The following is a 19,525-nucleotide window of genomic DNA, read 5'->3' as shown; positions in this document are numbered from 1 at the left end:
GAGTGAAATGGCCGTCAACCTCGTCAATGTCGAGAACGTCAGCAAGGTGTACGGCACCCGTACCCTCCTCGACGGCATCTCGCTCGGCGTGTCCGAGGGCGATCGGATCGGTGTGGTCGGTCGCAACGGCGACGGCAAGACCACGCTGATCCGCATGCTCGCCAAACTGGAGGAGGCCGACTCCGGCCGTGTCACCCACAACGGCGGGCTGCGGATGGGCGTGCTCACCCAGCACGACTCCCTGGACCCCGAGGCCACCGTCCGGCACGAGGTCATCCGTGACCTGGCCGACCACGAGTGGGCGGGCAACGCCAAGATCAGGGACGTACTGACCGGCCTGTTCGGCGGGCTCGACCTGCCCGGCTTCCCGCAGGGTCTCGACACCGTCATCGGCCCGCTCTCCGGCGGTGAGCGCCGCCGTATCGCGCTCGCCAAGCTGCTCATCGACGAGCAGGACCTGATCGTCCTCGACGAGCCGACCAACCACCTCGACGTCGAGGGCATCGCCTGGCTCGCGCAGCACCTGCGCGAGCGCCGGTCCGCGCTCGTCTGCGTCACCCACGACCGCTGGTTCCTCGACCAGGTCTGCACGCGCATGTGGGACGTCCAGCGCGGTGACGTCCACGAGTACGAGGGCGGCTACTCCGACTACGTCTTCGCCCGCGCCGAGCGCGAGCGCATCGCCGCGACCGAGGAGGTCAAGCGGCAGAACCTGGTCCGCAAGGAGCTGGCCTGGCTGCGGCGCGGGGCGCCCGCGCGCACGTCCAAGCCGCGCTTCCGGGTCGAGGCCGCCAACGAGCTGATCGCCGATGTGCCGCCGCCGCGCGACAGCAGCGAGCTGATGAAGTTCGCGTCCTCCCGGCTCGGCAAGACCGTCTTCGACCTCGAGGACGTCACCGTCCAGGCCGGTCCCAAGGTGCTGCTCAAGCACGTCACCTGGCAGCTCGGCCCCGGCGACCGCATCGGCCTCGTCGGCGTCAACGGCGCCGGGAAGACGTCGCTGCTGCGGGCCATGGCCGAGGCGGCCCGCACCGAGGGCGAGGCGCAGCCCGCCGCCGGAAGCGTCAAGGTCGGCCGGACCGTCAAGCTTGCCTACCTCTCCCAGGAGGTCGCCGAACTCGACCCGAAGCTGCGGGTCCTGGAAGCCGTCCAGCGGGTGCGCGAGCGCGTCGACCTCGGCAAGGGGCGCGAGATGACCGCCGGGCAGCTGTGCGAGACGTTCGGCTTCAACAAGGAGAAGCAGTGGACGCCGGTGGGCGACCTGTCCGGCGGTGAGCGCCGCCGCCTTCAGCTGCTGCGCCTGCTCATGGACGAGCCCAACGTCCTCTTCCTCGACGAGCCCACCAACGACCTCGACATCGAGACCCTCACCCAGCTCGAGGACGTCCTCGACGGCTGGCCCGGCTCGATGATCGTCATCTCCCACGACCGGTTCTTCGTCGAGCGCACCACCGACCGGGTGTTCGCCCTGCTCGGCGACGCCACCCTGCGGATGCTGCCGCGCGGCATCGACGAGTACCTGGAGCGGCGGCAGCGCATGGAGGAGGCGGCGGCCGCCGCCGTCGCGCCCGCGGCTCCGGCCAGGCCCGCGACCGAGAAGAGCGCCGCCGACCAGCGTGCCGCCAAGAAGGAACTCCAGAAGATCGAGCGGCAGTTGGACAAGATCTCCGAGAAGGAGTCCAAGCTGCACACCCAGATCGCCGACAACGCCACGGACTTCGCGAAGGTCGCCGAACTCGACACCCAGCTGCGGGAGTTGTCCGGCGAGCGCGAGGAGCTGGAGCTGCGCTGGCTGGAACTCGCCGAGGACGCGTGACCTCGGGGCAGGTCGCGTGACCCAGGTCTACGCCAGTAAGGCGTTGACCGGTTCGGGCGACAAGGAGGACTTGGTGATCGCGCTCGCCACCGGTGGCTGACCGGGCGCCCGCCGCCCGGAAACACGGCCCCGTCCCTGCTCAGGGGTGGGGCCGTGCGCGTACCGCTCATCACCCTCGAATGCGAGGAATTTCGGCGATCCGGGGCACTTCTCACGAGTAGGGGCAGCGTAACGTCGAACAAGCGTGTAGCTTCCGGGGGCATGAAGGGCGGGGGGTGCCGGGGGGCGCCCGCTGTCCATGCGGACCAGTGGGCATCCATAGTGGGCATCCATTGGGGGGACTGGGGGGTTGCTCTGTGGGAGTGCGGCTGATGGTGGTCGACGACCACCGCCTGCTCGCCGAGGCGCTGGCCTCGGCGCTGAAGCTGCGGGGTCACCGGGTACTGGCCGCGGCGGCACCCGCCGCCGGCGCGGCGGAACTGGTGATCACCCGCGCACCTGAGGTGTGCCTGCTGGGCACGGCGACACCGGCCGAGCCGGGGATTTTCGACCCGGTGATCCGGATCAAACGGGAGCGCCCGCAGGTCGCGGTCCTGGTCCTGGGCCCCGTACCCAGCCCACGCGGTATCGCGGCGGCCTTCGCCGCGGGCGCCTCGGGCTACGTACGGCACGACGAACGCATAGAGGGCGTGGAACGAGCGATCATGAAGGCGAGGGCGGGCGAGGCGGCCGTAGCCCCCCAGCTCCTCCAGGGCGCCTTCAGCGAACTGCTCAACCCGGCGGCCCAGCCCGACGACGAGGGCCAGCGCCTGCTTCAGATGCTGACCCCGAGGGAGGTCGAGGTCCTGGTCCGCGTGGCCGACGGCGAGGACACCCGCCTGATCGCGGCCGGCATGGGCATAGCCCCCTCCACCGCCCGCACTCACGTCCAACGCGTCCTGATGAAACTGGGCGTGGGCTCCCGCCTGGAGGCAGCGGCCCTGGCGGCCAGGACGGGCCTACTGGACAGAGCGGGCCCGCTGCCGCAGCCGGAAGCGGGGCTGGGGTCTTAGCCGTTCGTTGACCGGTGGTGTGGGAAACCTTTCCGGGGAGGCTGGCTGCATGGTTGATTCCTCCTCATCCGACTCGACGAACGCCCGAGGCGGACGGGCCACCGGGCCCGTCCCGGGCCGCCCTCCGAGTCAGGTGTGGCCGAGGGACGCGCTGGCCGCGGGTAGCAGAGTGACCGTGGTTCGTGATCCGGAGTGGGACGGGCCGTGGCAGAACGAGTTCCTGGGCACGATCGACGAGATGAGCGCGCCCGAGCCTGTGGAGCACCCGCTCGCCCATGCCGGCGAGTTGTCGTACTGGGTCGCCTTCGACAGGCCGCAGTACGACAGCGCCGGCGGCGGCCCGTACCGCAAGGCCCAGATCTGGGACCGATACCTGCGCCCCGAGTCGACCCCCGGGACGTAGGAGGCGGATGCTGTTGGCGAATCCGCCGCGCCTCCCTCGTAGGTCCGCGCAGTGTGACACTTTTCGGGAATGTGTCACACTCGCCGACGGCACACCCCGGGCCACTGGAACGGGTGCGAGGCGCCCCTGAGCCGTCGGGCGGAATTCGCCAACAACATCCCAAGAAGGCGTCCCGAGGGCCGGCGTTCGCCACGGCCGAAAGTTCCGCCCTCGACTGCCTACCCAGCGCGCTCGGCGAGTGGCTCACCGGCGGCATACATGACCGACGATGCCGCGCACCACACTCACCTCGATCGCCGAGGATCTCGCGAGTCGCGGCTACGTCGTCGCCTCGGTGGACCATGCGTACGAATCCGTCGGCACCGCTTTCCCCGGCGGCAACCATGGCCGCCGACCGTCGTGTGCGGGCGGGGGTCGCGGTCACGCCTTCGGCGGGCGTTCGGGCAGGGTCCCGGTGCGTATCGCGTGCAGGAGGTGGGCGAGGGGGGTGGGGGTGGTGGTGAGGACGGTGGCGGGGGTGTCGCTTTCGCGGAGGTGGAGGGTGGTGGGGGTGAGGGTGGCGGCGAGTTCGACGCAGGTGTTTCCTTCGCCGCCGCCGGAGAACGTGGACTTTTGCCAGCGCAGGGCGTGGTTCATGGTGCGGCTCACAGTTCCTTCGTCAGACGGCGAATGAAGTCCCGCGACGCCGTGGGTTCCAGCGACGCCTTCTCCACTTTAAGGAAGAGTGTTCGGAGCCGTTCCAACTGCGCTTCTGCATCGATGAACAGGGTGCCGGTGGGGGCGTCACGCAGACCTGTGTCCAGTGGGGGCAGCGGACCACCCATGTACATCATTGACGCGTCGGCGCCGGCGAAGCCGTCCTGGTCGGTAGGGATGACGCGTACGGTCGCATGACCTTGCTCGATCTGGTCGAGGATCCAACGGAGTTGATTGAGGGACGCCTGGCGGTCGGCAACCCGGATGCGCAAGGCGAACTCGTGGACGATCGTCTCGTACGGCGTGGCGCTGTCGCCCTCAATGACGGCGCGTCGCCGCATCCGGTGCTCCACCCGGGGCGCCAACTCGCTCTCGGGTAGCTCAGGGCGCATGTATCGGAAGACCGCTCGGGCGTAGTCGGGGGTCTGGAGCAGCCCGGGAACGTGGGTGATGACGACCTCGCGCAGGAACGTCGCATGGTGCTCCGCCTCCGCCACGTCCAGGTTCACCTGAGGCAACACTCCCCGGTAGTCGTCCCACCAGCCGCGTTTGCGATCACCGGCCATGTCCGCGAGTGCATCGATCAATGCCTCGTTCGTGCAGGCGTAATGGGCTGCGAGTCGGCGGATGCGTTCCGCGCTGACGGCCGCGATGCCCGCCTCCACCTGACTCATCTGCGCCGAGGTCGAGTTCAGGAATGCCGCCACCTCGCGGGCTTTCAGGCCGGCGGCCTCACGCAGCTTGCGCAATTCAGTCCCCAGGCGCACCTGCCGCGCGGTGGGATGGCTCCTCGCCGCCATGTACTCCCCAACGTCCTTGTCGTGGTGCCTCGTTCGGGTGCCAGATTACGGCAAGAGGTTGCACGGGCAGAAATTGTTGCCCTACCTTCAGTGACGCGACATTCACGCTGCGGAAGCGCACCACTCCGTCCTGCCATGACGGATGCGGCACTGCCACCGCCCGTACCCCCACTCATCCACCCCGACCTGGAGCTGACCCATGCCCGAAACCGTCCCTGACTCCTGGGAGTACTCCCTCTACATCCCCAACGACCCCCGAGCCGTCACGATCAGCCGCCGCACCCTCCGCCTCATCCTGACGATGCACGGCCTGATCGGCCTTGCCGACACAGCGGAACTCATCGCCTCGGAGCTGATCTCCAACGCCGTACTGCACACCAAAGGCCCCGCGGCCCTGCGGGTGCGCTGGTCGGGCGGTGTCCTGCGCATCGGCGCGTGGGACGCGGACCCCGAACCGCCCGAGCCGCCGGGGAGGTTGGAGGACCTCACGGACGACGCCGAAGGCGGCCGGGGCATGGTGCTCGCACGTGCCTGCGCGGACGTCTGGGGCTGGCATCCGCTGTCCAGGTTCGGCAACCGGGGCAAGTACGTGTGGTGTGAGCTGGGGGTGGCGTAGAAGGACCCCGCGCTGCCCTGCGGGGCCGAAGCCGCCAACCCGACTCCAACCCCGTAAACCCCTACGCGCGCTACTCGGACGCACTCTCCTCCGGCGGCGCCTCCGGTGGCGCAGCCGGCGGAGCCATCGGGCGCAGCTTCAGCCAGGCCAGGAAGAACAGGCCCAGGAGCAGCATGCCGAGCCCCGTCCACAGGTTGATGTTGACGCCCTCGGACTTGTTGAGGGAGGCGTCGGACGCGGTGAATCCGGCGATCATGACGATGATGCCGTAGATCACGAACAGGCCGCCGATGATCCGGCGCAGGTCGAAGATCCGGGCCGCGGTGGCGGACTTGCTCTCCAGGTCGGTGACCTCGCGCTGGACGTCCTTCTCGGAGTAGCCGTGGTGTTCGGACATGGTCTCTCCATCCTCCCGCGATCAGAACGAGAACGGGATGTAGCAGATGACGGCCAGGATCACCGCACCCCAGCCCAGCAGGGCCGGCTTGCGGTACCAGGCGTCGTCGCCGACGGCGGGCGGCTCGGCCATGCCGGGGGAGACGGTGCCGTAGACCAGGCCCTGGAGGTCGTCGGCCGGCTTCGGTGCGGTGAACAGGGACACCGCCACCATGACGACCGCGCCCGCGACGAATCCGGCGATCGCCGAGACGAAGTTGGCGCCCTGGTCGGTGGGGATGTCGATGATGCCCTGCTTGTAGATGACGAAGTAGTTGATCATCGCCGCCGTGGTGCCTGCCAGCAGGCCCCAGAAGCCGGACTTCACCGACGCGCGCTTCCAGAACATGCCGACGATGAAGACCACGAACATCGGCACGTTGAAGAAGGAGAACAGCGTCTGGAGGTAGGCCATGATGTTGGAGAAGGAGGAGGCCAGGAAGGCCGTGCCGATCGACGCGAAGACGCCGATCGCGGTGATGAGCCGGCCGAAGCGGACGTAGTAGGTGTCCTCCCGGCCCTGGACCACGTACCTCGCCCAGATGTCGTTGGTGAACACCGTGTTGAAGGACGAGACGTTGGCCGCCATGCCGGCCATGAAGGCGGCGAGCAGACCGGTCACCGCGATGCCGAGCACGCCGTTGGGCAGCAGCTCCTGCATGAGATAGGGGATGGCGTCGTTGTACTGGAGGCCCGAGCCGGCCGTGCCGATCTTCGGGACCAGGACCGCCGCCACCAGGCCCGGGATCATCACCAGGAACACGATGAAGATCTTCGGGTACGCGGCGATCAGCGGGGTGCGCTGGGCCGCGGAGAGGTTCTTCGCGGACAGGGCGCGCTGCACCTCCGCGAAGTTCGTCGTCCAGTAGCCGAAGGACAGGACGAAGCCGAGGCCCAGGACGATCGTCAGCCAGTTCGCGCCCAGCGGGTTCTCGCTGCCGATGCCCGTGCCGCCCCAGGCGGTGACGAAGTTGTCGCCGTGGGTCTTCGTCAGGGAGTCCGTCAGGCCACCCCAGCCGCCCACCCTCTTCAGGCCGAGGATCGACAGCGGGATGAGGGCCGCCAGGATCACGAAGAACTGGAGGACCTCGTTGTAGATCGCCGAGGACAGGCCGCCGAGGGTGATGTACGCGAGGACGAAGAAGCCGGCGACGACGATGGCCACCCACTGCGGCCAGCCGAGCAGCGCCTCGACGACGATCGCGAGGGCGTAGAGGTTGACGCCGGAGATCAGGATGGCGGCGAAGGCGAACAGGGCCGAGCTCAGCAGGTGGGCACCCTTGTCGAAGCGGAGCAGCAGGAACTCGGGGACCGAGCGGACCTTCGAGCCGTAGTAGAACGGCATCATCACCAGGCCCAGGAACACCATCGCCGGGATGGCGCCGATCCAGTACCAGTGCACGGTGTACGCCCCGTACTGGGCACTGTTGGCGGCCATGCCCAGGATCTCGGTGGCGGCCAGGTTGGCCGAGACGAACGCCAGACCGGTGATCCAGGCGGGCAGGGAGCGCCCGGAGAGGAAGAAGTCGAGGCTGGTCTTCACCGAGCGGCGGGCCGCGAATCCGATGCCGAGTACGACGACGAAGTAGATCGCCATGATCACGTAGTCGAGGGCGTTGGTGGGCAGGGTCAGTTCCGCTGCCAGGGGTGTGGGGGTTTGCATCCAGAGCTCACCTTGCTTGGTGTTCTTTGTTTGGTTGTGAGGGTGACCTGCGTGGGGTTTTGTGGTTTGATGTGTTCGGTTCTGTTTGATGCTTCGCTTGGTGTACGGATGGAGTGCCGCGGTGAAGAAGACCTCGACCCGGCTGGCAGACGGTCGTGAGCTGATCTATTACGACCTGCGGGACGACTCGGTGCGCGACGCGGTGGACCGGCGTCCGCTGGACCCCACGGTCACCACCTCGGAGGTGCGCAGGGACCCCCTGCTCGGCGACTCGGTCGCCGTCGCCTCGCACCGCCAGGGCCGCACCTACCACCCCCCGGCCGACGAGTGCCCGCTGTGCCCCTCGCAGGGCGACCGGCTGAGCGAGATCCCGGACTCGTCGTACGACGCCGTCGTCTTCGAGAACCGTTTCCCCTCGCTGGCCGGCGACTCCGGCCGCTGCGAGGTCGTCTGCTTCACCTCCGACCACAACGCCTCCTTCGCCGACCTGAGCGAGGAGCAGGCGCGCCTGGTGCTGGACGCGTGGACCGACCGGACGTCCGAGCTGTCGCATCTGCCCTCCGTGGAACAGGTGTTCTGCTTCGAGAACCGCGGAGCCGAGATCGGAGTGACCCTCGGTCACCCGCACGGGCAGATCTACGCCTACCCCTTCACCACCCCCCGCACCGCCCTGATGCTCCGCCAAGTGGCCGCACACAAGGAGGCGACCGGCGGCGAGAACCTCTTCGACGCCGTCCTGGAGCGGGAACTCGCCGATGAGCGGGTCGTCCTTGAGGGTGAACACTGGGTGGCCTTCGTGCCGTACGCGGCGCACTGGCCGTACGAGGTCCACCTGTACCCGAAGCGCCGCGTCCCCGACCTGCTCGCGCTCGACGAGGCGGCGCGCACAGAGTTCCCCCAGGTCTATCTGGAACTCTTGAGGCGCTTCGACCGGATCTTCGGGGAAGGCGAGCCTCCGACGCCCTACATCGCCGGCTGGCATCAGGCACCGTTCGGCGCGCTGGAGGAGTTCGACGGGGTCAATCGCGACGACTTCGCGCTTCACCTCGAGCTTTTCACCATCCGCCGCACTTCCGGCAAGCTGAAGTTCCTCGCGGGTTCCGAGTCCGGCATGAACGTGTTCATCAACGACGTGCCGCCGGAGCGCGCGGCCGAGCGACTGCGAGAGGTAGCGAGTTCATGAGTGGGAAGTACCTGGTCACCGGTGGCGCGGGGTATGTCGGCAGTGTGGTCGCCCAGCACCTGCTGGAGGCCGGCGACGAGGTCACCGTCCTCGACAACCTCGTGACCGGCTTCCGCGAGGGCGTGCCGGCCGGTGCCGCCTTCATCGAGGGCGACATCCGCGACGCCGCCAAATGGCTGGACTCCTCCTACGACGCGGTCCTGCACTTCGCCGCCTACTCCCAGGTCGGCGAGTCGGTCGTGAAGCCGGAGAAGTACTGGGACAACAACGTCGGCGGCACGATGGCGCTGCTCGGCGCCATGCGCGACGCCGGCGTGCGCAAGCTGGTGTTCTCCTCCACGGCGGCCACCTACGGCGAGCCGGTCAGCAGCCCGATCACCGAGACCGACCCGACGGCCCCGACCTCGCCGTACGGCGCCTCGAAGCTCGCCGTCGACCACATGATCACCGGCGAGGCGGCCGCCCACGGCCTGGGCGCGGTCTCCCTGCGCTACTTCAACGTGGCCGGCGCCTACGGCGCGCAGGGCGAGCGCCACGACCCCGAGTCCCACCTGATCCCCCTCGTCCTGCAGGTCGCGCAGGGCCGCAGGGACGCGATCTCGGTCTTCGGCGACGACTACCCGACGCCCGACGGCACCTGCATCCGCGACTACATCCACGTCGCGGACCTGGCCGAGGCCCACCTGCTGGCGGTCGAGGCCGCGCGGCCCGGCGAGCACCTGATCTGCAACCTCGGCAACGGCAACGGCTTCTCCGTCCGCGAGGTCATCGAGACGGTCCGCCAGGTCACCGGCCACCCGATCCCCGAGGTGGCCGCCGAGCGCCGCGGCGGCGACCCCGCGGTCCTGGTGGCCTCGGCCGCCACCGCCCGCGAGAAGCTGGGCTGGAACCCGTCCCGCGCGGACCTCGCCGGGATCGTCGCGGACGCGTGGGAGTTCGCGCAGCACATCGCAAGCACCGCAAGGGAGCAGTAGTGGGGGCACAGCAGGTTCAGGTCCGGGAAGGCTTCGCCGAGCTGTACGGGGCCGAGCCCGAGGGAGTCTGGTCGGCGCCGGGCCGGGTCAACCTCATCGGCGAGCACACCGATTACAACGACGGCTTCGTCATGCCCTTCGCGCTGCCGTACACCGCGGTCGCGGCGGTCTCGCGGCGCACGGACGGCCGTCTGCGGCTGCACTCGGCGGACGTCGAGGGCGGCGTCGTCGAGCTGTCCCTGGACGACCTCGCGCCGGAGAGCGACAAGAGGTGGACGGCGTACCCCGCCGGTGTGGTCTGGGCCCTGCGCGAGGCCGGCCACGCCGTCACCGGCGCCGACATCAACCTGTCCTCGACGGTCCCGTCGGGCGCCGGCCTGTCGTCGTCGGCGGCCCTGGAGGTCGTCGTCGCGCTGGCCCTGAACGACCTGTACGAACTCGGCCTTCAGCGCTGGCAGCTGGCCCGCCTGTGCCAGCGCGCCGAGAACGTGTACGTCGGCGCCCCCACCGGCATCATGGACCAGACCGCGTCGGCCTGCTGCGAGGCCGGCCACGCCCTGTTCCTCGACACCCGCGACCTGTCCCAGCAGCAGATCCCCTTCGACCTGGCCGCCTTGGGGATGCGCCTGCTGGTCGTCGACACCCAGGTCAAGCACGCCCACAGCGACGGCGAGTACGGCAAGCGCCGCGCCGGCTGCGAGAAGGGCGCGGACCTGCTCGGCGTCACCGCCCTGCGGGACATCGCGTACGCCGACCTCGACGCGGCGCTGGAGCGGCTCGGCGACGAGGAGGAGGTGCGCCGCCTGGTGCGCCACGTCGTCACCGAGGACCAGCGCGTGGAGCGGGTCGTGGCGCTGCTGCGAGCCGGCGACACCCGCGCGATCGGCCCGGTCCTGACCGAGGGCCACGCCTCCCTGCGGGACGACTTCCGTGTCTCCTGCCCGGAGCTGGACCTGGTCGTCGACACGGCGGTGTCCGCCGGCGCCCTGGGCGCCCGGATGACCGGCGGCGGCTTCGGCGGCTCGGCGATCGTCCTGGCCGAGGAGGCCGACGTCGAGACCATCACCAAGGCGGTCGAGGACGCCTTCGCCACGGCCGGCTTCACCACGCCGCGGGTGTTCGAGGCGGTGCCTTCGGCGGGTGCTGCCCGGCTGGGCTGAACGCCGGGTCCGGGAACCCGGTTCCCGGACCCTCAGCCCGGCTGTGCGGCCGGGCGTCGCACACCGGGGCGCCCGTCAGCAGAGCACCTGTCAGAGATAACCCCACGCCCCGCAGATGCGCCGCAGGGCGTCGGGGACGGGCCGGTCCAGCAGCCGGTCGGTCACCGGGTCCACGAGGTGCCGGGGCGCGGGGCCGGGCTTCGCCGGACGCGGTCCGCGTGGTTCGGGTATCGCTCCCAGGGAGCCCGAGGGGCTGGTCGGGGGGCTGGTCGGGGCGGGCAGCCGGCGCACCTGGTAACCGGTCGTCTCGGCGAGCTTGGAGTTCAGCTTCCGCAGCATGCTCATGCGGCGCACGCTAGGGGCCGTGTCTGAGATCCGGCTGAGCTGCGCCTGAGCACACGCTCAGCCGAGCCGCTTCGTCAGCGTGTACTCCGTGATCCCCGGCGGATAGTCGGGGATCACGCACACCACCTCGTACCCCCGCTTGCGGTAGAACCCGGGCGCCTGGAAGTCCCAGGTCTCCACCCGCGCCCCCCGGCAGTCCCGCTTGTCGCGCGCGATGCGCTCCGCCCGGGCCAGCAGCCGGGAGCCCAGCCCCGTCCCCCGATGGCGTTCGTCGACCCACAGGTAGGTGACGTGCAGCCAGGTCGTCCAGGTGTGGCCGACCAGGCCGCCGGCCAGCTCGCCCGTGTTGTCCGACGCCCAGACGTGCAAGGGGATGTGACGGTCGCCAGTCGCGCTGCGCAACGCGCGCAACACCGGGGAGGCAGCCGTGTTCGTGTCGCGCAGGCGCGTACGGAGCAGATCGCGCCGCTCTTTGTCGACTTCTGCCTCAATACGAAACATGCGGCACACCATAAACGGCCTGGCCAACCAGTTCTGCAAATCCGCTTCCGCTGTGGGCCCCCGGCCGTACTCTGATGGACAGCACCGGTGGGGGCCGGTGCTGATCAGGGGGCGAGACAGTCGGGTACGACGCCCGCAATGGGGGTAGCAGTTTCTGCACGGCGGCGGCCGTGCGGTGGCGCCGTCCCCGGGCGTCGTAACCGCGCCGGTCGGCGTCCTCCGGACGGTGGGGTGTCCCCCGCTCTTCGGGAGCCTGGGGAAGGGGGTTTCGTGGTTCGTATCCGAGTCCTGGTCGTCGATGATCACCGTATCTTCGCCGAGTCGCTCGCCGCGGCACTGGCGGCGGAGCCGGACGTCGACGTCTCCGCGGCCGGCAGCGGCCCGGCAGCACTGCGCAGCCTGGAGCGCGCGGCCGCCGAGGGCCGCCGGTACGACGTGCTGCTCGTGGACGCCGATCTGGGCGGCAGCGTGCCGGGCATACGGCCGGCGGTGTCCGTGCAGGAGGTGGGCGAGGACGGGCTCGTCGACGGGATATCCCTCGTCGCCGGGGTCCGCTCCGGCCAGCCCCATGTGCGTACGGTCGTCCTCGCCGAGAAGGACGATCCGCGGCGGGCCGCGCTCGCCCTGCAGGCCGGGGCCTCCGGCTGGGTCGCCAAGGACTGCTCGCTGTCGCGCCTGCTGACCGTGATCCGCGGTGTGCTGCGCGACGAGACGCATCTGCCGCCCGCCCTGCTCACCGGCGTCCTGCGCGAGTTGACGGCCGCCCGTAAGCACCGCACCGAGAGCGAACGACTGGTGGAGTCCCTCACGCCGCGCGAGCGGGAGGTGCTGCGCTGCATGGTCGCGGGGCTCGGCCGGAAGGCCGTCGCCGAGCGGCTGTTCCTCTCCCCGCACACCGTGCGCACCCATATGCAGAACGTCCTCGGGAAGCTGGGCGTGCACTCCACCCTCGCCGCCGTCGCGCTCGCGCGGCGGGCCGGGGTCGGCCCGGTCGACCTGGGCCCTGCCGGGCGGATCGGGGTGGAGGAAAGCAGCAGCGCCTGACCCGGTCTGCGTGAGCGAAGCCGAGAGCGGGGGGGAGTTCGTGCCGGCCCCGCCTCTGCGGCGTGATCGGCCGGCCAGGTCCTAGCCGTGTCCTAGCCGTGTCCTAGCCAGGGATGTTGTCGAACGGGGCGGTCAACTGGCGCAGCAGTGCGGCCAGTTCAGCGCGCTGTGCGTGGGAGAGTTCGGCGAGGATCGCCCGTTCCTGCTCGAGGAGTCCGGCGAGCGCCTGGTCCGCGCGGTCCCGGCCCTCGGCCGTGAGACGCACCAGCACGCCACGGCGGTCGCTGGGGTCCGGCAGTCGCTCCACCAGGCCCTTCTTCGTCAGCCGGTCGATGCGGTTGGTCATCGTGCCGGAGGTGACCAGGGTCTGGGTGAGCAGCTGCCCCGGCGAGAGCTGGTACGGGGCTCCGGCGCGCCTGAGCGCGGTCAGGACGTCGAACTCCCAGGGCTCCAGGCTGTGTTCGGAGAACGCGAGGCGGCGCGCGCGGTCCAGGTGCCGGGCCAGCCTGCTCACCCGGCTCAGCACCTCGAGCGGTTCCACGTCGAGGTCCGGGCGCTCGCGGCGCCATGCTCCGACCAGCCGATCGACCTCGTCCTCCATGACGATCAGTGTAGTGGTTGTGTCGACATGAAGTCTCTTGACGTCAAGATACTTGGCGGGGCAGGCTGGAGATCGAGACGGATCCTCACGTCCGGTGACTTCCGAGGAGGCCCACCCATGCCTGCCACCAGCCCCGTCTGGGACCCCGCCCAGTACCTGCGTCACGCCGGCCACCGCGCCCGCCCCTTCGCCGACCTCCTCGCCCGCGTCCCGGACCTGCCCGCAGGCCCGCCCCGCATCGCCGACCTCGGCTGCGGCCCCGGCAACGTCACCGCGGTACTCGCCGAACGCTGGCCCACCGCCCGCATCACCGGCTACGACAACTCCGCGGAGATGCTGGCGCGGGCGGAGGCGTACGCGGGCCCCACCCCGGGCGGCGGCCGCCTCGACTTCGCCCACGCCGACGTGGGCACCTGGACGCCCACGGAGACGTACGACCTGATCATCAGCAACGCCACGCTGCAGTGGGTGCCCGGGCACATCGACCGGTTCGGTGACTGGCTCGCCGCCCTCGCGCCCGGCGGCACCTTCGCCTTCCAGGTGCCCGGCAACTTCGACGCCCCCAGCCACCGGCTGATGCGCGCCCTGGCCCACTCCGCCCGCTGGAAGGACCGCCTGGCCGAGACCCTGCGCCACGACGACGCCGTCCTCGCCCCCGAGACCTACCTGGAGCGCCTGGCCGACCTCGGCTGCACGGCGGACGTGTGGGAGACGACGTACGTCCATCTGCTGGCCGGCGAGGACCCCGTCCTCGACTGGGTGAAGGGCACCGGACTGCGCCCCGTCCTCACCGCCCTCGCCGAGGACCTGGAGGCCCGCGAGGAGTTCGTCGCCGAATACCGGGCCGCCCTGCGCGAGGCCTATCCGGCCGGCACCCACGGCACCCCGTTCCCGTTCCGCCGCATCTTCGCGGTCGCCCGCAAGGACGCCGGCTGACGTCACAGCGTCATGGTGTCCGGCCCAGGTGGGTGACGAGGATGTGGATCACGTCGTCATCGATGACGTACAGGACCCGGTAGTCGGCGATGTGCAGGCGGCGGAGGTTGGGGGAGCCGTACGGCATCGAGGTGGCCGGACGGGGGTCGTCGGCGAGCTTGTCGATGGTGTCCAGGACCAACGCGAGGCCGCTCGGGTCCTCCTTCAGGAACCGGGCTGCGGAGTTGAGGGCGCGCGGTTCGAAGACGATCTCGTAGGTCACTGGCCGTCGAGCCCCAGTCGCTTGCGCACCTCTGCCATGGGGATGCCCGGCTCGAGCGTTCCCTCGGCCTTGCGTCGCTGGTAGTCGGCGATCGCCAGGGCGTCTTCGAAGTCCTCTATCACCTGAGGAGACACGAGAAGTGCGGCGACGTGCCCATGGTCGGTGAGGGCGATGGTCTCGCGTCCATGGGCCGCGCGCCGGACCAGGTCGCCGAGCTGGGAACGGGCTGCGCTGATCGCGATCTCAGTCATGACCACATGGTTTCACAAGATTAACCATGTGGTCTATTGGTTCATCAGTTCGGCTCAGCTCTTCCGGTGGCCTATCAGCCGGGGCTTCGCCTCCAGCCCGTCCAGCCCGTGCCACGCCAGGTTCACCAGATGCGCCGCGACCTCCGCCTTCTTCGGGCGGCGTACGTCCAGCCACCACTGGCCGGTCAGGGCGACCATGCCGACCAGGGCCTGGGCGTAGAGAGGGGCCAGCTTGGGGTCGAAGCCGCGGCTCTTGAACTCGCGGCCCAGGATGTCCTCCACCTGGGTGGCGATGTCCGAGATGAGAGACGCGAAGGAACCCGTCGACTGGGGGATGGGGGAGTCGCGGACCAGGATGCGGAAGCCGTCCGTGTACTCCTCGATGTAGTCCAGGAGGGCGAAGGCCGCCTGCTCGCACAGTTCGCGCGGGTGACCGGCGGTGAGCGAGCCGGTGACCATGTCCAGCAGGCGCCGCATCTCGCGGTCCACCACCACCGCGTACAGGCCCTCCTTGCCGCCGAAGTGCTCGTACACCACCGGCTTGGACACCCCCGCCTTCGCCGCGATCTCCTCCACGGAGGTGCCCTCGAAGCCCTTCGCCGCGAACAGGGTGCGACCGATCTCAAGGAGCTGCTGGCGCCTCTCCGCGCCCGTCATACGGGTGCGACGTGCGCGCCGGGGCTTCTCATTGCTGGGGGTACTGCTGGGATCGGTCGCCACGCCGTCAATCATGCCGCGTCGGCGGTCACCCTCCTCCTTCGGGCGCCGTCGTCACCCGTCTTCCGGCGCGAATCGATACGCGAGCGTGACGGCCAGCGCACGTCGTACGCCCACCCCAGCTGCTCGAACCAGCGGATGAGACGCGCGGAGGAGTCCAGCTGCCCGCGCTCCACACCGTGCCGCGCGGAGGTCGGGTCGGCGTGGTGCAGGTTGTGCCAGGACTCGCCGCAGGACAGCACCGCCAGCCACCACACGTTGCCCGAGCGGTCCCGCGACTTGAACGGGCGCTTGCCGACCGCGTGACAGATCGAGTTGATCGACCACGTGACGTGGTGCAACAGCGCCACCCGGACGAGCGAACCCCAGAAGAAACCGGTGAACGCGCCCCACCAGGACATCGTCACCAGGCCGCCGATCAGCGCGGGCAGTCCCAGCGACAGCATCGTCCACAGGATGAACTGCCGGGAGATCGCCCGCAGCGTCCGGTCGTTGATCAGGTCCGGTGCGTACTTGTCCTGCGGGGTCCGCTCCTCGTCGAACATCCAGCCGATGTGCGCCCACCACAGGCCCTTCATCAGTGCCGGGACCGTCTCGCCGTAGCGCCAGGGGGAGTGCGGGTCGCCCTCGGCGTCGGAGAACTTGTGGTGTTTGCGGTGGTCCGCGACCCAGCGGACCAGCGGGCCCTCCACCGCCATCGACCCCGCGATCGCCAGAGCGATCTTCAGGGGCCGGTTGGCCTTGAAGGAACCGTGCGTGAAGTGACGGTGGAAACCGATGGTGATGCCGTGACAGCCCAGGTAGTAGAAGAACACCATCAGGCCGATGTCCAGCCAGCTCACCCCCCAGCCCCACGCCAGCGGTACCGCGGCGAGGAGCGCGAGGAACGGGACGACGATGAACAGCAGAAGGGTGATCTGTTCGACCGAACCCTTCCGCTCGCCGCCGAGCGTGGCGGAAGGCATGGGCTCGTCACCGGGCGCCTTCGGGGCGTCTTTGATCACGTCGGGGCGTGTGGTCATGGGCGTCCCCTGTGGGGTCGAGGGTGGAGAGGAGTGCGGTTTACGGGAACCGTGCACCGCTTCCTACGGTTCCGTAACCTACGGCGTCGTAAGTATGGCAGCGCGTTGTCCGGCGGCAAGAGCCCGACAGCCTGCGCGTCCGCATGGACACCTATCCTTGGAGTCGGTCGGACAGCGCGGTCCGCTCTCATTCCTTCCCGGATGCCCGGCCCGTATGCGGCAGCCGCCGCGCGAGACGTACATCCGGGTTCCCGCCCGGACGAGCTTCAACACTGCAAGGAGCCGCACCTGTGAGCAGTGCCGACGACCAGACCACGACGACCAGCAGTGAACTTCGCGCCGACATCCGCCGACTGGGTGACCTCCTCGGCGAGACCCTCGTCCGGCAGGAGGGTCCCGAGCTCCTGGAGCTGGTCGAGAAGGTCCGCCGCCTCACCCGCGAGGACGGCGAGGCCGCCGCCGAGCTGCTGCGCGGCACCGAACTGGACACCGCGGCCAAGCTGGTCCGCGCCTTCTCCACCTACTTCCACCTGGCCAACGTCACCGAGCAGGTGCACCGCGGCCGCGAACTGCGCGCCCGCCGCGCCGCCGAGGGCGGCCTGCTCGCCCGCACGGCCGACCGGCTGAAGGACGCCGACCCCGAGCACCTGCGCGAGACGGTCAAGCACCTCAACGTTCGTCCCGTGTTCACGGCACACCCGACCGAGGCCGCACGCCGGTCCGTACTGAACAAGCTCCGGCGCATCGCCGAGCTCCTGGAGACCCCGGTCATCGAGTCCGACCGGCGCCGCTACGACACCCGTCTGGCCGAGAACATCGACCTGGTGTGGCAGACCGACGAGCTGCGCGTCGTACGCCCGGAACCGGCCGACGAAGCCCGCAACGCCATCTACTACCTGGACGAGCTGCACGCGGGCGCCGTCGGTGACGTCCTGGAGGACCTCACGGCGGAACTGGAGCGCGTCGGCGTCAAGCTCCCCGACGACACCCGCCCGCTCACCTTCGGCACCTGGATCGGCGGCGACCGCGACGGCAACCCCAACGTGACCCCCGAGGTCACCTGGGACGTGCTGATCCTCCAGCACGAGCACGGCATCAACGACGCCCTGGAGATGATCGACGAGCTGCGCGGCTTCCTGTCGAACTCCATCCGCTACGCCGGCGCCACCGAGGAGCTCCTGGAGTCCCTCCAGACCGACCTCGAACGCCTGCCCGAGATCAGCCCCCGCTACAAGCGCCTCAACGCCGAGGAGCCCTACCGGCTCAAGGCCACCTGCATCCGGCAGAAGCTGGAGAACACCAAGCAGCGCCTGGCCAAGGGGACGCCTCATGACCCCGGCCACGACTACCTGGGCACCGCCGAGCTGCTGCACGACCTGACGCTGATCCAGACCTCCCTGCGGGAACACCGCGGCGGCCTGTTCGCCGACGGCCGCATGGACCGCACCATCAGGACGCTGGCCGCCTTCGGCCTCCAGCTCGCCACCATGGACGTCCGCGAGCACGCCGACGCCCACCACCACGCCCTCGGCCAGCTCTTCGACCGGCTCGGCGAGGAGTCCTGGCGGTACGTGGACATGCCCCGCGACTACCGTACGAAGCTGCTGGCCAAGGAGCTGCGCTCGCGCCGCCCGCTGGGCCCGACCCCGGCGCCCGTGGACGCGGCCGGCGCCAAGACCCTCGGCGTCTTCCAGACCGTCAAGCGGGCTCTGGAGGTCTTCGGACCCGAGGTCATCGAGTCCTACATCATCTCCATGTGCCAGGGCGCCGACGACGTCTTCGCCGCCGCCGTCCTGGCCCGCGAGGCCGGCCTGATCGACCTGCACGGCGGCTGGGCGAAGATCGGCATCGTGCCGCTGCTGGAGACCACCGACGAGCTGAAGGCCGCCGACACGATCCTGGAGGACATGCTCTCCGACCCCTCCTACCGGCGCCTCGTCGCCCTGCGCGGGGACGTCCAGGAGGTCATGCTCGGCTACTCCGACTCCTCCAAGTTCGGCGGCATCACCACCAGCCAGTGGGAGATCCACCGAGCCCAGCGTCGCCTGCGCGACGTCGCCCACCGCTACGGTGTCCGCCTGCGCCTCTTCCACGGCCGCGGTGGCACCGTCGGCCGCGGCGGCGGCCCCTCGCACGACGCGATCCTCGCCCAGCCCTGGGGCACCCTGGAGGGCGAGATCAAGGTGACCGAGCAGGGCGAGGTCATCTCCGACAAGTACCTGATCCCCTCCCTGGCCCGGGAGAACCTGGAGCTGACCGTCGCGGCCACCCTCCAGGCCTCCGCTCTGCACACCGCGCCCCGCCAGTCGGAGGAGTCCCTGGCCCGCTGGGACGCCGCGATGGACGTGGTGTCCAACGCCGCCGAGGGCGCCTACCGCACGCTGGTCGAGGACCCGGACCTGCCCGCGTACTTCTTCGCCTCCACCCCGGTCGACCAGCTCGCCGACCTCCACCTGGGCTCCCGCCCCTCCCGCCGCCCCGACTCGGGCGCGGGGCTGGACGGCCTGCGTGCCATCCCGTGGGTGTTCGGCTGGACCCAGTCCCGGCAGATCGTCCCCGGCTGGTACGGCGTCGGCTCCGGCCTGAAGGCACTGCGCGAGGCCGGCCTCGACACCGTGCTCGACGAGATGCACGAACAGTGGCACTTCTTCCGCAACTTCATCTCCAACGTCGAGATGACCCTCGCGAAGACCGACCTGCGCATCGCCCAGCACTACGTCGACACCCTCGTCCCGGACGAGCTGAAGCACGTCTTCGACACCATCAGGGCCGAGCACGAACTGACCGTGCGCGAGGTGCTGCGGGTCACCGGGGAGCAGGAACTGCTCGACGCGACACCGGTCCTGAGGCAGACCTTCACCATCCGTGACGCCTACCTCGACCCGATCTCCTACCTTCAGGTCGCCCTGCTCAAGCGACAGCGCGACGCCGCGGCGGCCGGCGAGCCGTCCGACCCGCTGCTGGCCCGGGCCCTGCTCCTGACGGTCAACGGCGTCGCGGCGGGCCTGCGCAACACCGGCTGACGGTCCTCGTGCACATGGCGGTGCC

At 69.9% G+C, this 19,525-nt stretch carries 21 protein-coding genes; 10 read left to right on the top strand and 11 right to left on the bottom strand.

What is annotated here, in order from left to right; translation table 11 throughout:
- Positions 1 to 7: 7 nt before the first annotated feature.
- From ABT114_RS21285 to ABT114_RS21275, 3 genes are all read left to right on the top strand, one after another.
- Complete coding sequence (locus tag ABT114_RS21285) at positions 8 to 1,816, top strand: ABC-F family ATP-binding cassette domain-containing protein (RefSeq protein WP_351144365.1); 1,809 nt, start codon at positions 8 to 10, stop codon at positions 1,814 to 1,816.
- A gap of 356 nt (positions 1,817 to 2,172) precedes the next feature.
- The gene (locus ABT114_RS21280; RefSeq protein ID WP_351144364.1) at positions 2,173 to 2,868 is read left to right on the top strand and encodes a helix-turn-helix transcriptional regulator; all 696 of its coding nucleotides are present in this window, start codon (positions 2,173 to 2,175) and stop codon (positions 2,866 to 2,868) included.
- Positions 2,869 to 3,043: 175 nt separating this feature from the next.
- Positions 3,044 to 3,271 (top strand): ferrous iron transport protein A, encoded by a 228-nt coding sequence (locus tag ABT114_RS21275; RefSeq protein WP_351144363.1) that lies wholly within the window; start codon positions 3,044 to 3,046, stop codon positions 3,269 to 3,271.
- 420 nt (positions 3,272 to 3,691) lie between these two features.
- Here the strand turns inward: ABT114_RS21275 and ABT114_RS21270 are convergent, their stop codons facing one another.
- Both ABT114_RS21270 and ABT114_RS21265 read right to left on the bottom strand, forming a co-directional pair.
- Complete coding sequence (locus ABT114_RS21270; RefSeq protein ID WP_351144534.1) at positions 3,692 to 3,907, bottom strand: DUF397 domain-containing protein; 216 nt, start codon at positions 3,905 to 3,907, stop codon at positions 3,692 to 3,694.
- 8 nt (positions 3,908 to 3,915) lie between these two features.
- A complete protein-coding gene (locus tag ABT114_RS21265; RefSeq protein WP_351144362.1) occupies positions 3,916 to 4,767 on the bottom strand; it encodes a helix-turn-helix domain-containing protein in 852 nt (283 codons plus the stop codon).
- Between the two features lie 199 nt (positions 4,768 to 4,966).
- Here ABT114_RS21265 and ABT114_RS21260 point away from each other — a divergent pair, with 199 nt between their 5' ends.
- Positions 4,967 to 5,383, top strand: a complete 417-nt coding sequence (locus ABT114_RS21260) for an ATP-binding protein (RefSeq protein WP_351144361.1) — start codon at positions 4,967 to 4,969, stop codon at positions 5,381 to 5,383.
- A gap of 70 nt (positions 5,384 to 5,453) precedes the next feature.
- Here ABT114_RS21260 and ABT114_RS21255 read toward each other — a convergent pair whose 3' ends face one another.
- Both ABT114_RS21255 and ABT114_RS21250 read right to left on the bottom strand, forming a co-directional pair.
- Positions 5,454 to 5,780, bottom strand: coding sequence for a hypothetical protein (locus tag ABT114_RS21255; protein WP_351144360.1), 327 nt, complete (start codon positions 5,778 to 5,780; stop codon positions 5,454 to 5,456).
- A 21-nt stretch (positions 5,781 to 5,801) separates the two neighbouring features.
- Positions 5,802 to 7,481 (bottom strand): sodium:solute symporter family protein, encoded by a 1,680-nt coding sequence (locus tag ABT114_RS21250; RefSeq protein ID WP_351144359.1) that lies wholly within the window; start codon positions 7,479 to 7,481, stop codon positions 5,802 to 5,804.
- Positions 7,482 to 7,602: 121 nt separating this feature from the next.
- On the opposite strand from ABT114_RS21250, the gene galT reads away from it, so the two are divergent.
- From galT to galK, 3 genes are read left to right on the top strand one after another with little or no spacing between them, the layout of a single operon-like run.
- Complete coding sequence (gene galT / locus ABT114_RS21245; protein ID WP_351144358.1) at positions 7,603 to 8,664, top strand: galactose-1-phosphate uridylyltransferase; 1,062 nt, start codon at positions 7,603 to 7,605, stop codon at positions 8,662 to 8,664.
- Entirely contained in the window at positions 8,661 to 9,638 is a 978-nt protein-coding gene (gene galE, locus ABT114_RS21240) for a UDP-glucose 4-epimerase GalE (RefSeq protein ID WP_351144357.1), read from the top strand. The genes galT and galE overlap by 4 nt, the downstream gene beginning before the upstream one ends.
- The gene (galK, locus tag ABT114_RS21235) at positions 9,638 to 10,798 is read left to right on the top strand and encodes a galactokinase (protein WP_351144356.1); all 1,161 of its coding nucleotides are present in this window, start codon (positions 9,638 to 9,640) and stop codon (positions 10,796 to 10,798) included. Before galE ends, galK begins: the two co-directional genes overlap by 1 nt.
- A gap of 90 nt (positions 10,799 to 10,888) precedes the next feature.
- Here the strand turns inward: galK and ABT114_RS21230 are convergent, their stop codons facing one another.
- Together ABT114_RS21230 and ABT114_RS21225 are read right to left on the bottom strand one after the other, a co-directional pair.
- A complete protein-coding gene (locus ABT114_RS21230) occupies positions 10,889 to 11,143 on the bottom strand; it encodes a hypothetical protein (RefSeq protein WP_351144355.1) in 255 nt (84 codons plus the stop codon).
- A 57-nt stretch (positions 11,144 to 11,200) separates the two neighbouring features.
- Positions 11,201 to 11,656 (bottom strand): GNAT family N-acetyltransferase, encoded by a 456-nt coding sequence (locus ABT114_RS21225; protein ID WP_351144533.1) that lies wholly within the window; start codon positions 11,654 to 11,656, stop codon positions 11,201 to 11,203.
- 258 nt (positions 11,657 to 11,914) lie between these two features.
- Between ABT114_RS21225 and ABT114_RS21220 the strand changes: the two genes are divergently transcribed.
- Positions 11,915 to 12,688 carry a LuxR C-terminal-related transcriptional regulator gene (locus ABT114_RS21220; protein WP_351144354.1) on the top strand — a complete coding sequence of 258 codons (774 nt, stop codon included), beginning with the start codon at positions 11,915 to 11,917 and terminating at the stop codon, positions 12,686 to 12,688.
- Between the two features lie 103 nt (positions 12,689 to 12,791).
- Here ABT114_RS21220 and ABT114_RS21215 read toward each other — a convergent pair whose 3' ends face one another.
- The gene (locus tag ABT114_RS21215; RefSeq protein WP_351144353.1) at positions 12,792 to 13,289 is read right to left on the bottom strand and encodes a MarR family winged helix-turn-helix transcriptional regulator; all 498 of its coding nucleotides are present in this window, start codon (positions 13,287 to 13,289) and stop codon (positions 12,792 to 12,794) included.
- 117 nt (positions 13,290 to 13,406) lie between these two features.
- Between ABT114_RS21215 and ABT114_RS21210 the strand changes: the two genes are divergently transcribed.
- Positions 13,407 to 14,225 carry a trans-aconitate 2-methyltransferase gene (locus ABT114_RS21210; RefSeq protein ID WP_351144352.1) on the top strand — a complete coding sequence of 273 codons (819 nt, stop codon included), beginning with the start codon at positions 13,407 to 13,409 and terminating at the stop codon, positions 14,223 to 14,225.
- A gap of 10 nt (positions 14,226 to 14,235) precedes the next feature.
- Here the strand turns inward: ABT114_RS21210 and ABT114_RS21205 are convergent, their stop codons facing one another.
- The 4 genes from ABT114_RS21205 to ABT114_RS21190 are packed head-to-tail and all read right to left on the bottom strand — an operon-like array spanning position 14,236 to position 16,477.
- Positions 14,236 to 14,487 (bottom strand): type II toxin-antitoxin system RelE family toxin, encoded by a 252-nt coding sequence (locus ABT114_RS21205; protein ID WP_351144351.1) that lies wholly within the window; start codon positions 14,485 to 14,487, stop codon positions 14,236 to 14,238.
- A complete protein-coding gene (locus ABT114_RS21200) occupies positions 14,484 to 14,738 on the bottom strand; it encodes a type II toxin-antitoxin system Phd/YefM family antitoxin (protein ID WP_351144350.1) in 255 nt (84 codons plus the stop codon). The genes ABT114_RS21205 and ABT114_RS21200 overlap by 4 nt, the downstream gene beginning before the upstream one ends.
- 54 nt (positions 14,739 to 14,792) lie before the next feature.
- Positions 14,793 to 15,470, bottom strand: a complete 678-nt coding sequence (locus ABT114_RS21195; RefSeq protein ID WP_351144349.1) for a TetR family transcriptional regulator — start codon at positions 15,468 to 15,470, stop codon at positions 14,793 to 14,795.
- Complete coding sequence (locus tag ABT114_RS21190) at positions 15,467 to 16,477, bottom strand: acyl-CoA desaturase (RefSeq protein ID WP_351144348.1); 1,011 nt, start codon at positions 16,475 to 16,477, stop codon at positions 15,467 to 15,469. Before ABT114_RS21190 ends, ABT114_RS21195 begins: the two co-directional genes overlap by 4 nt.
- A 290-nt stretch (positions 16,478 to 16,767) precedes the next feature.
- On the opposite strand from ABT114_RS21190, the gene ppc reads away from it, so the two are divergent.
- Positions 16,768 to 19,500, top strand: coding sequence for a phosphoenolpyruvate carboxylase (ppc, locus tag ABT114_RS21185; protein WP_351144347.1), 2,733 nt, complete (start codon positions 16,768 to 16,770; stop codon positions 19,498 to 19,500).
- Positions 19,501 to 19,525 lie beyond the last annotated feature (25 nt).

The sequence above is a fragment of the Streptomyces sp. NPDC002088 genome (genome assembly GCF_040296605.1).
In the GTDB taxonomy this organism is placed as follows: domain Bacteria; phylum Actinomycetota; class Actinomycetes; order Streptomycetales; family Streptomycetaceae; genus Streptomyces.
This window is presented reverse-complemented; position numbering and strand designations above follow the sequence as displayed.

Coding starts and splice junctions, on each gene's coding strand:
- ABT114_RS21255 (WP_351144360.1), bottom strand. CDS start 5,780: ATGTCCGAACACCACGGCTACTCCGAGAAGGACGTCCAGCGCGAGGTC.
- ABT114_RS21210 (WP_351144352.1), top strand. CDS start 13,407: ATGCCTGCCACCAGCCCCGTCTGGGACCCCGCCCAGTACCTGCGTCAC.
- ABT114_RS21230 (WP_351144355.1), bottom strand. CDS start 11,143: ATGAGCATGCTGCGGAAGCTGAACTCCAAGCTCGCCGAGACGACCGGT.
- ABT114_RS21285 (WP_351144365.1), top strand. CDS start 8: ATGGCCGTCAACCTCGTCAATGTCGAGAACGTCAGCAAGGTGTACGGC.
- ABT114_RS21195 (WP_351144349.1), bottom strand. CDS start 15,470: ATGATTGACGGCGTGGCGACCGATCCCAGCAGTACCCCCAGCAATGAG.
- ABT114_RS21190 (WP_351144348.1), bottom strand. CDS start 16,477: ATGACCACACGCCCCGACGTGATCAAAGACGCCCCGAAGGCGCCCGGT.
- ABT114_RS21225 (WP_351144533.1), bottom strand. CDS start 11,656: ATGGTGTGCCGCATGTTTCGTATTGAGGCAGAAGTCGACAAAGAGCGG.
- galE (WP_351144357.1), top strand. CDS start 8,661: ATGAGTGGGAAGTACCTGGTCACCGGTGGCGCGGGGTATGTCGGCAGT.
- ABT114_RS21265 (WP_351144362.1), bottom strand. CDS start 4,767: ATGGCGGCGAGGAGCCATCCCACCGCGCGGCAGGTGCGCCTGGGGACT.
- ABT114_RS21215 (WP_351144353.1), bottom strand. CDS start 13,289: ATGGAGGACGAGGTCGATCGGCTGGTCGGAGCATGGCGCCGCGAGCGC.
- ABT114_RS21250 (WP_351144359.1), bottom strand. CDS start 7,481: ATGCAAACCCCCACACCCCTGGCAGCGGAACTGACCCTGCCCACCAAC.
- ABT114_RS21270 (WP_351144534.1), bottom strand. CDS start 3,907: ATGAACCACGCCCTGCGCTGGCAAAAGTCCACGTTCTCCGGCGGCGGC.
- ABT114_RS21200 (WP_351144350.1), bottom strand. CDS start 14,738: ATGACTGAGATCGCGATCAGCGCAGCCCGTTCCCAGCTCGGCGACCTG.
- ABT114_RS21260 (WP_351144361.1), top strand. CDS start 4,967: ATGCCCGAAACCGTCCCTGACTCCTGGGAGTACTCCCTCTACATCCCC.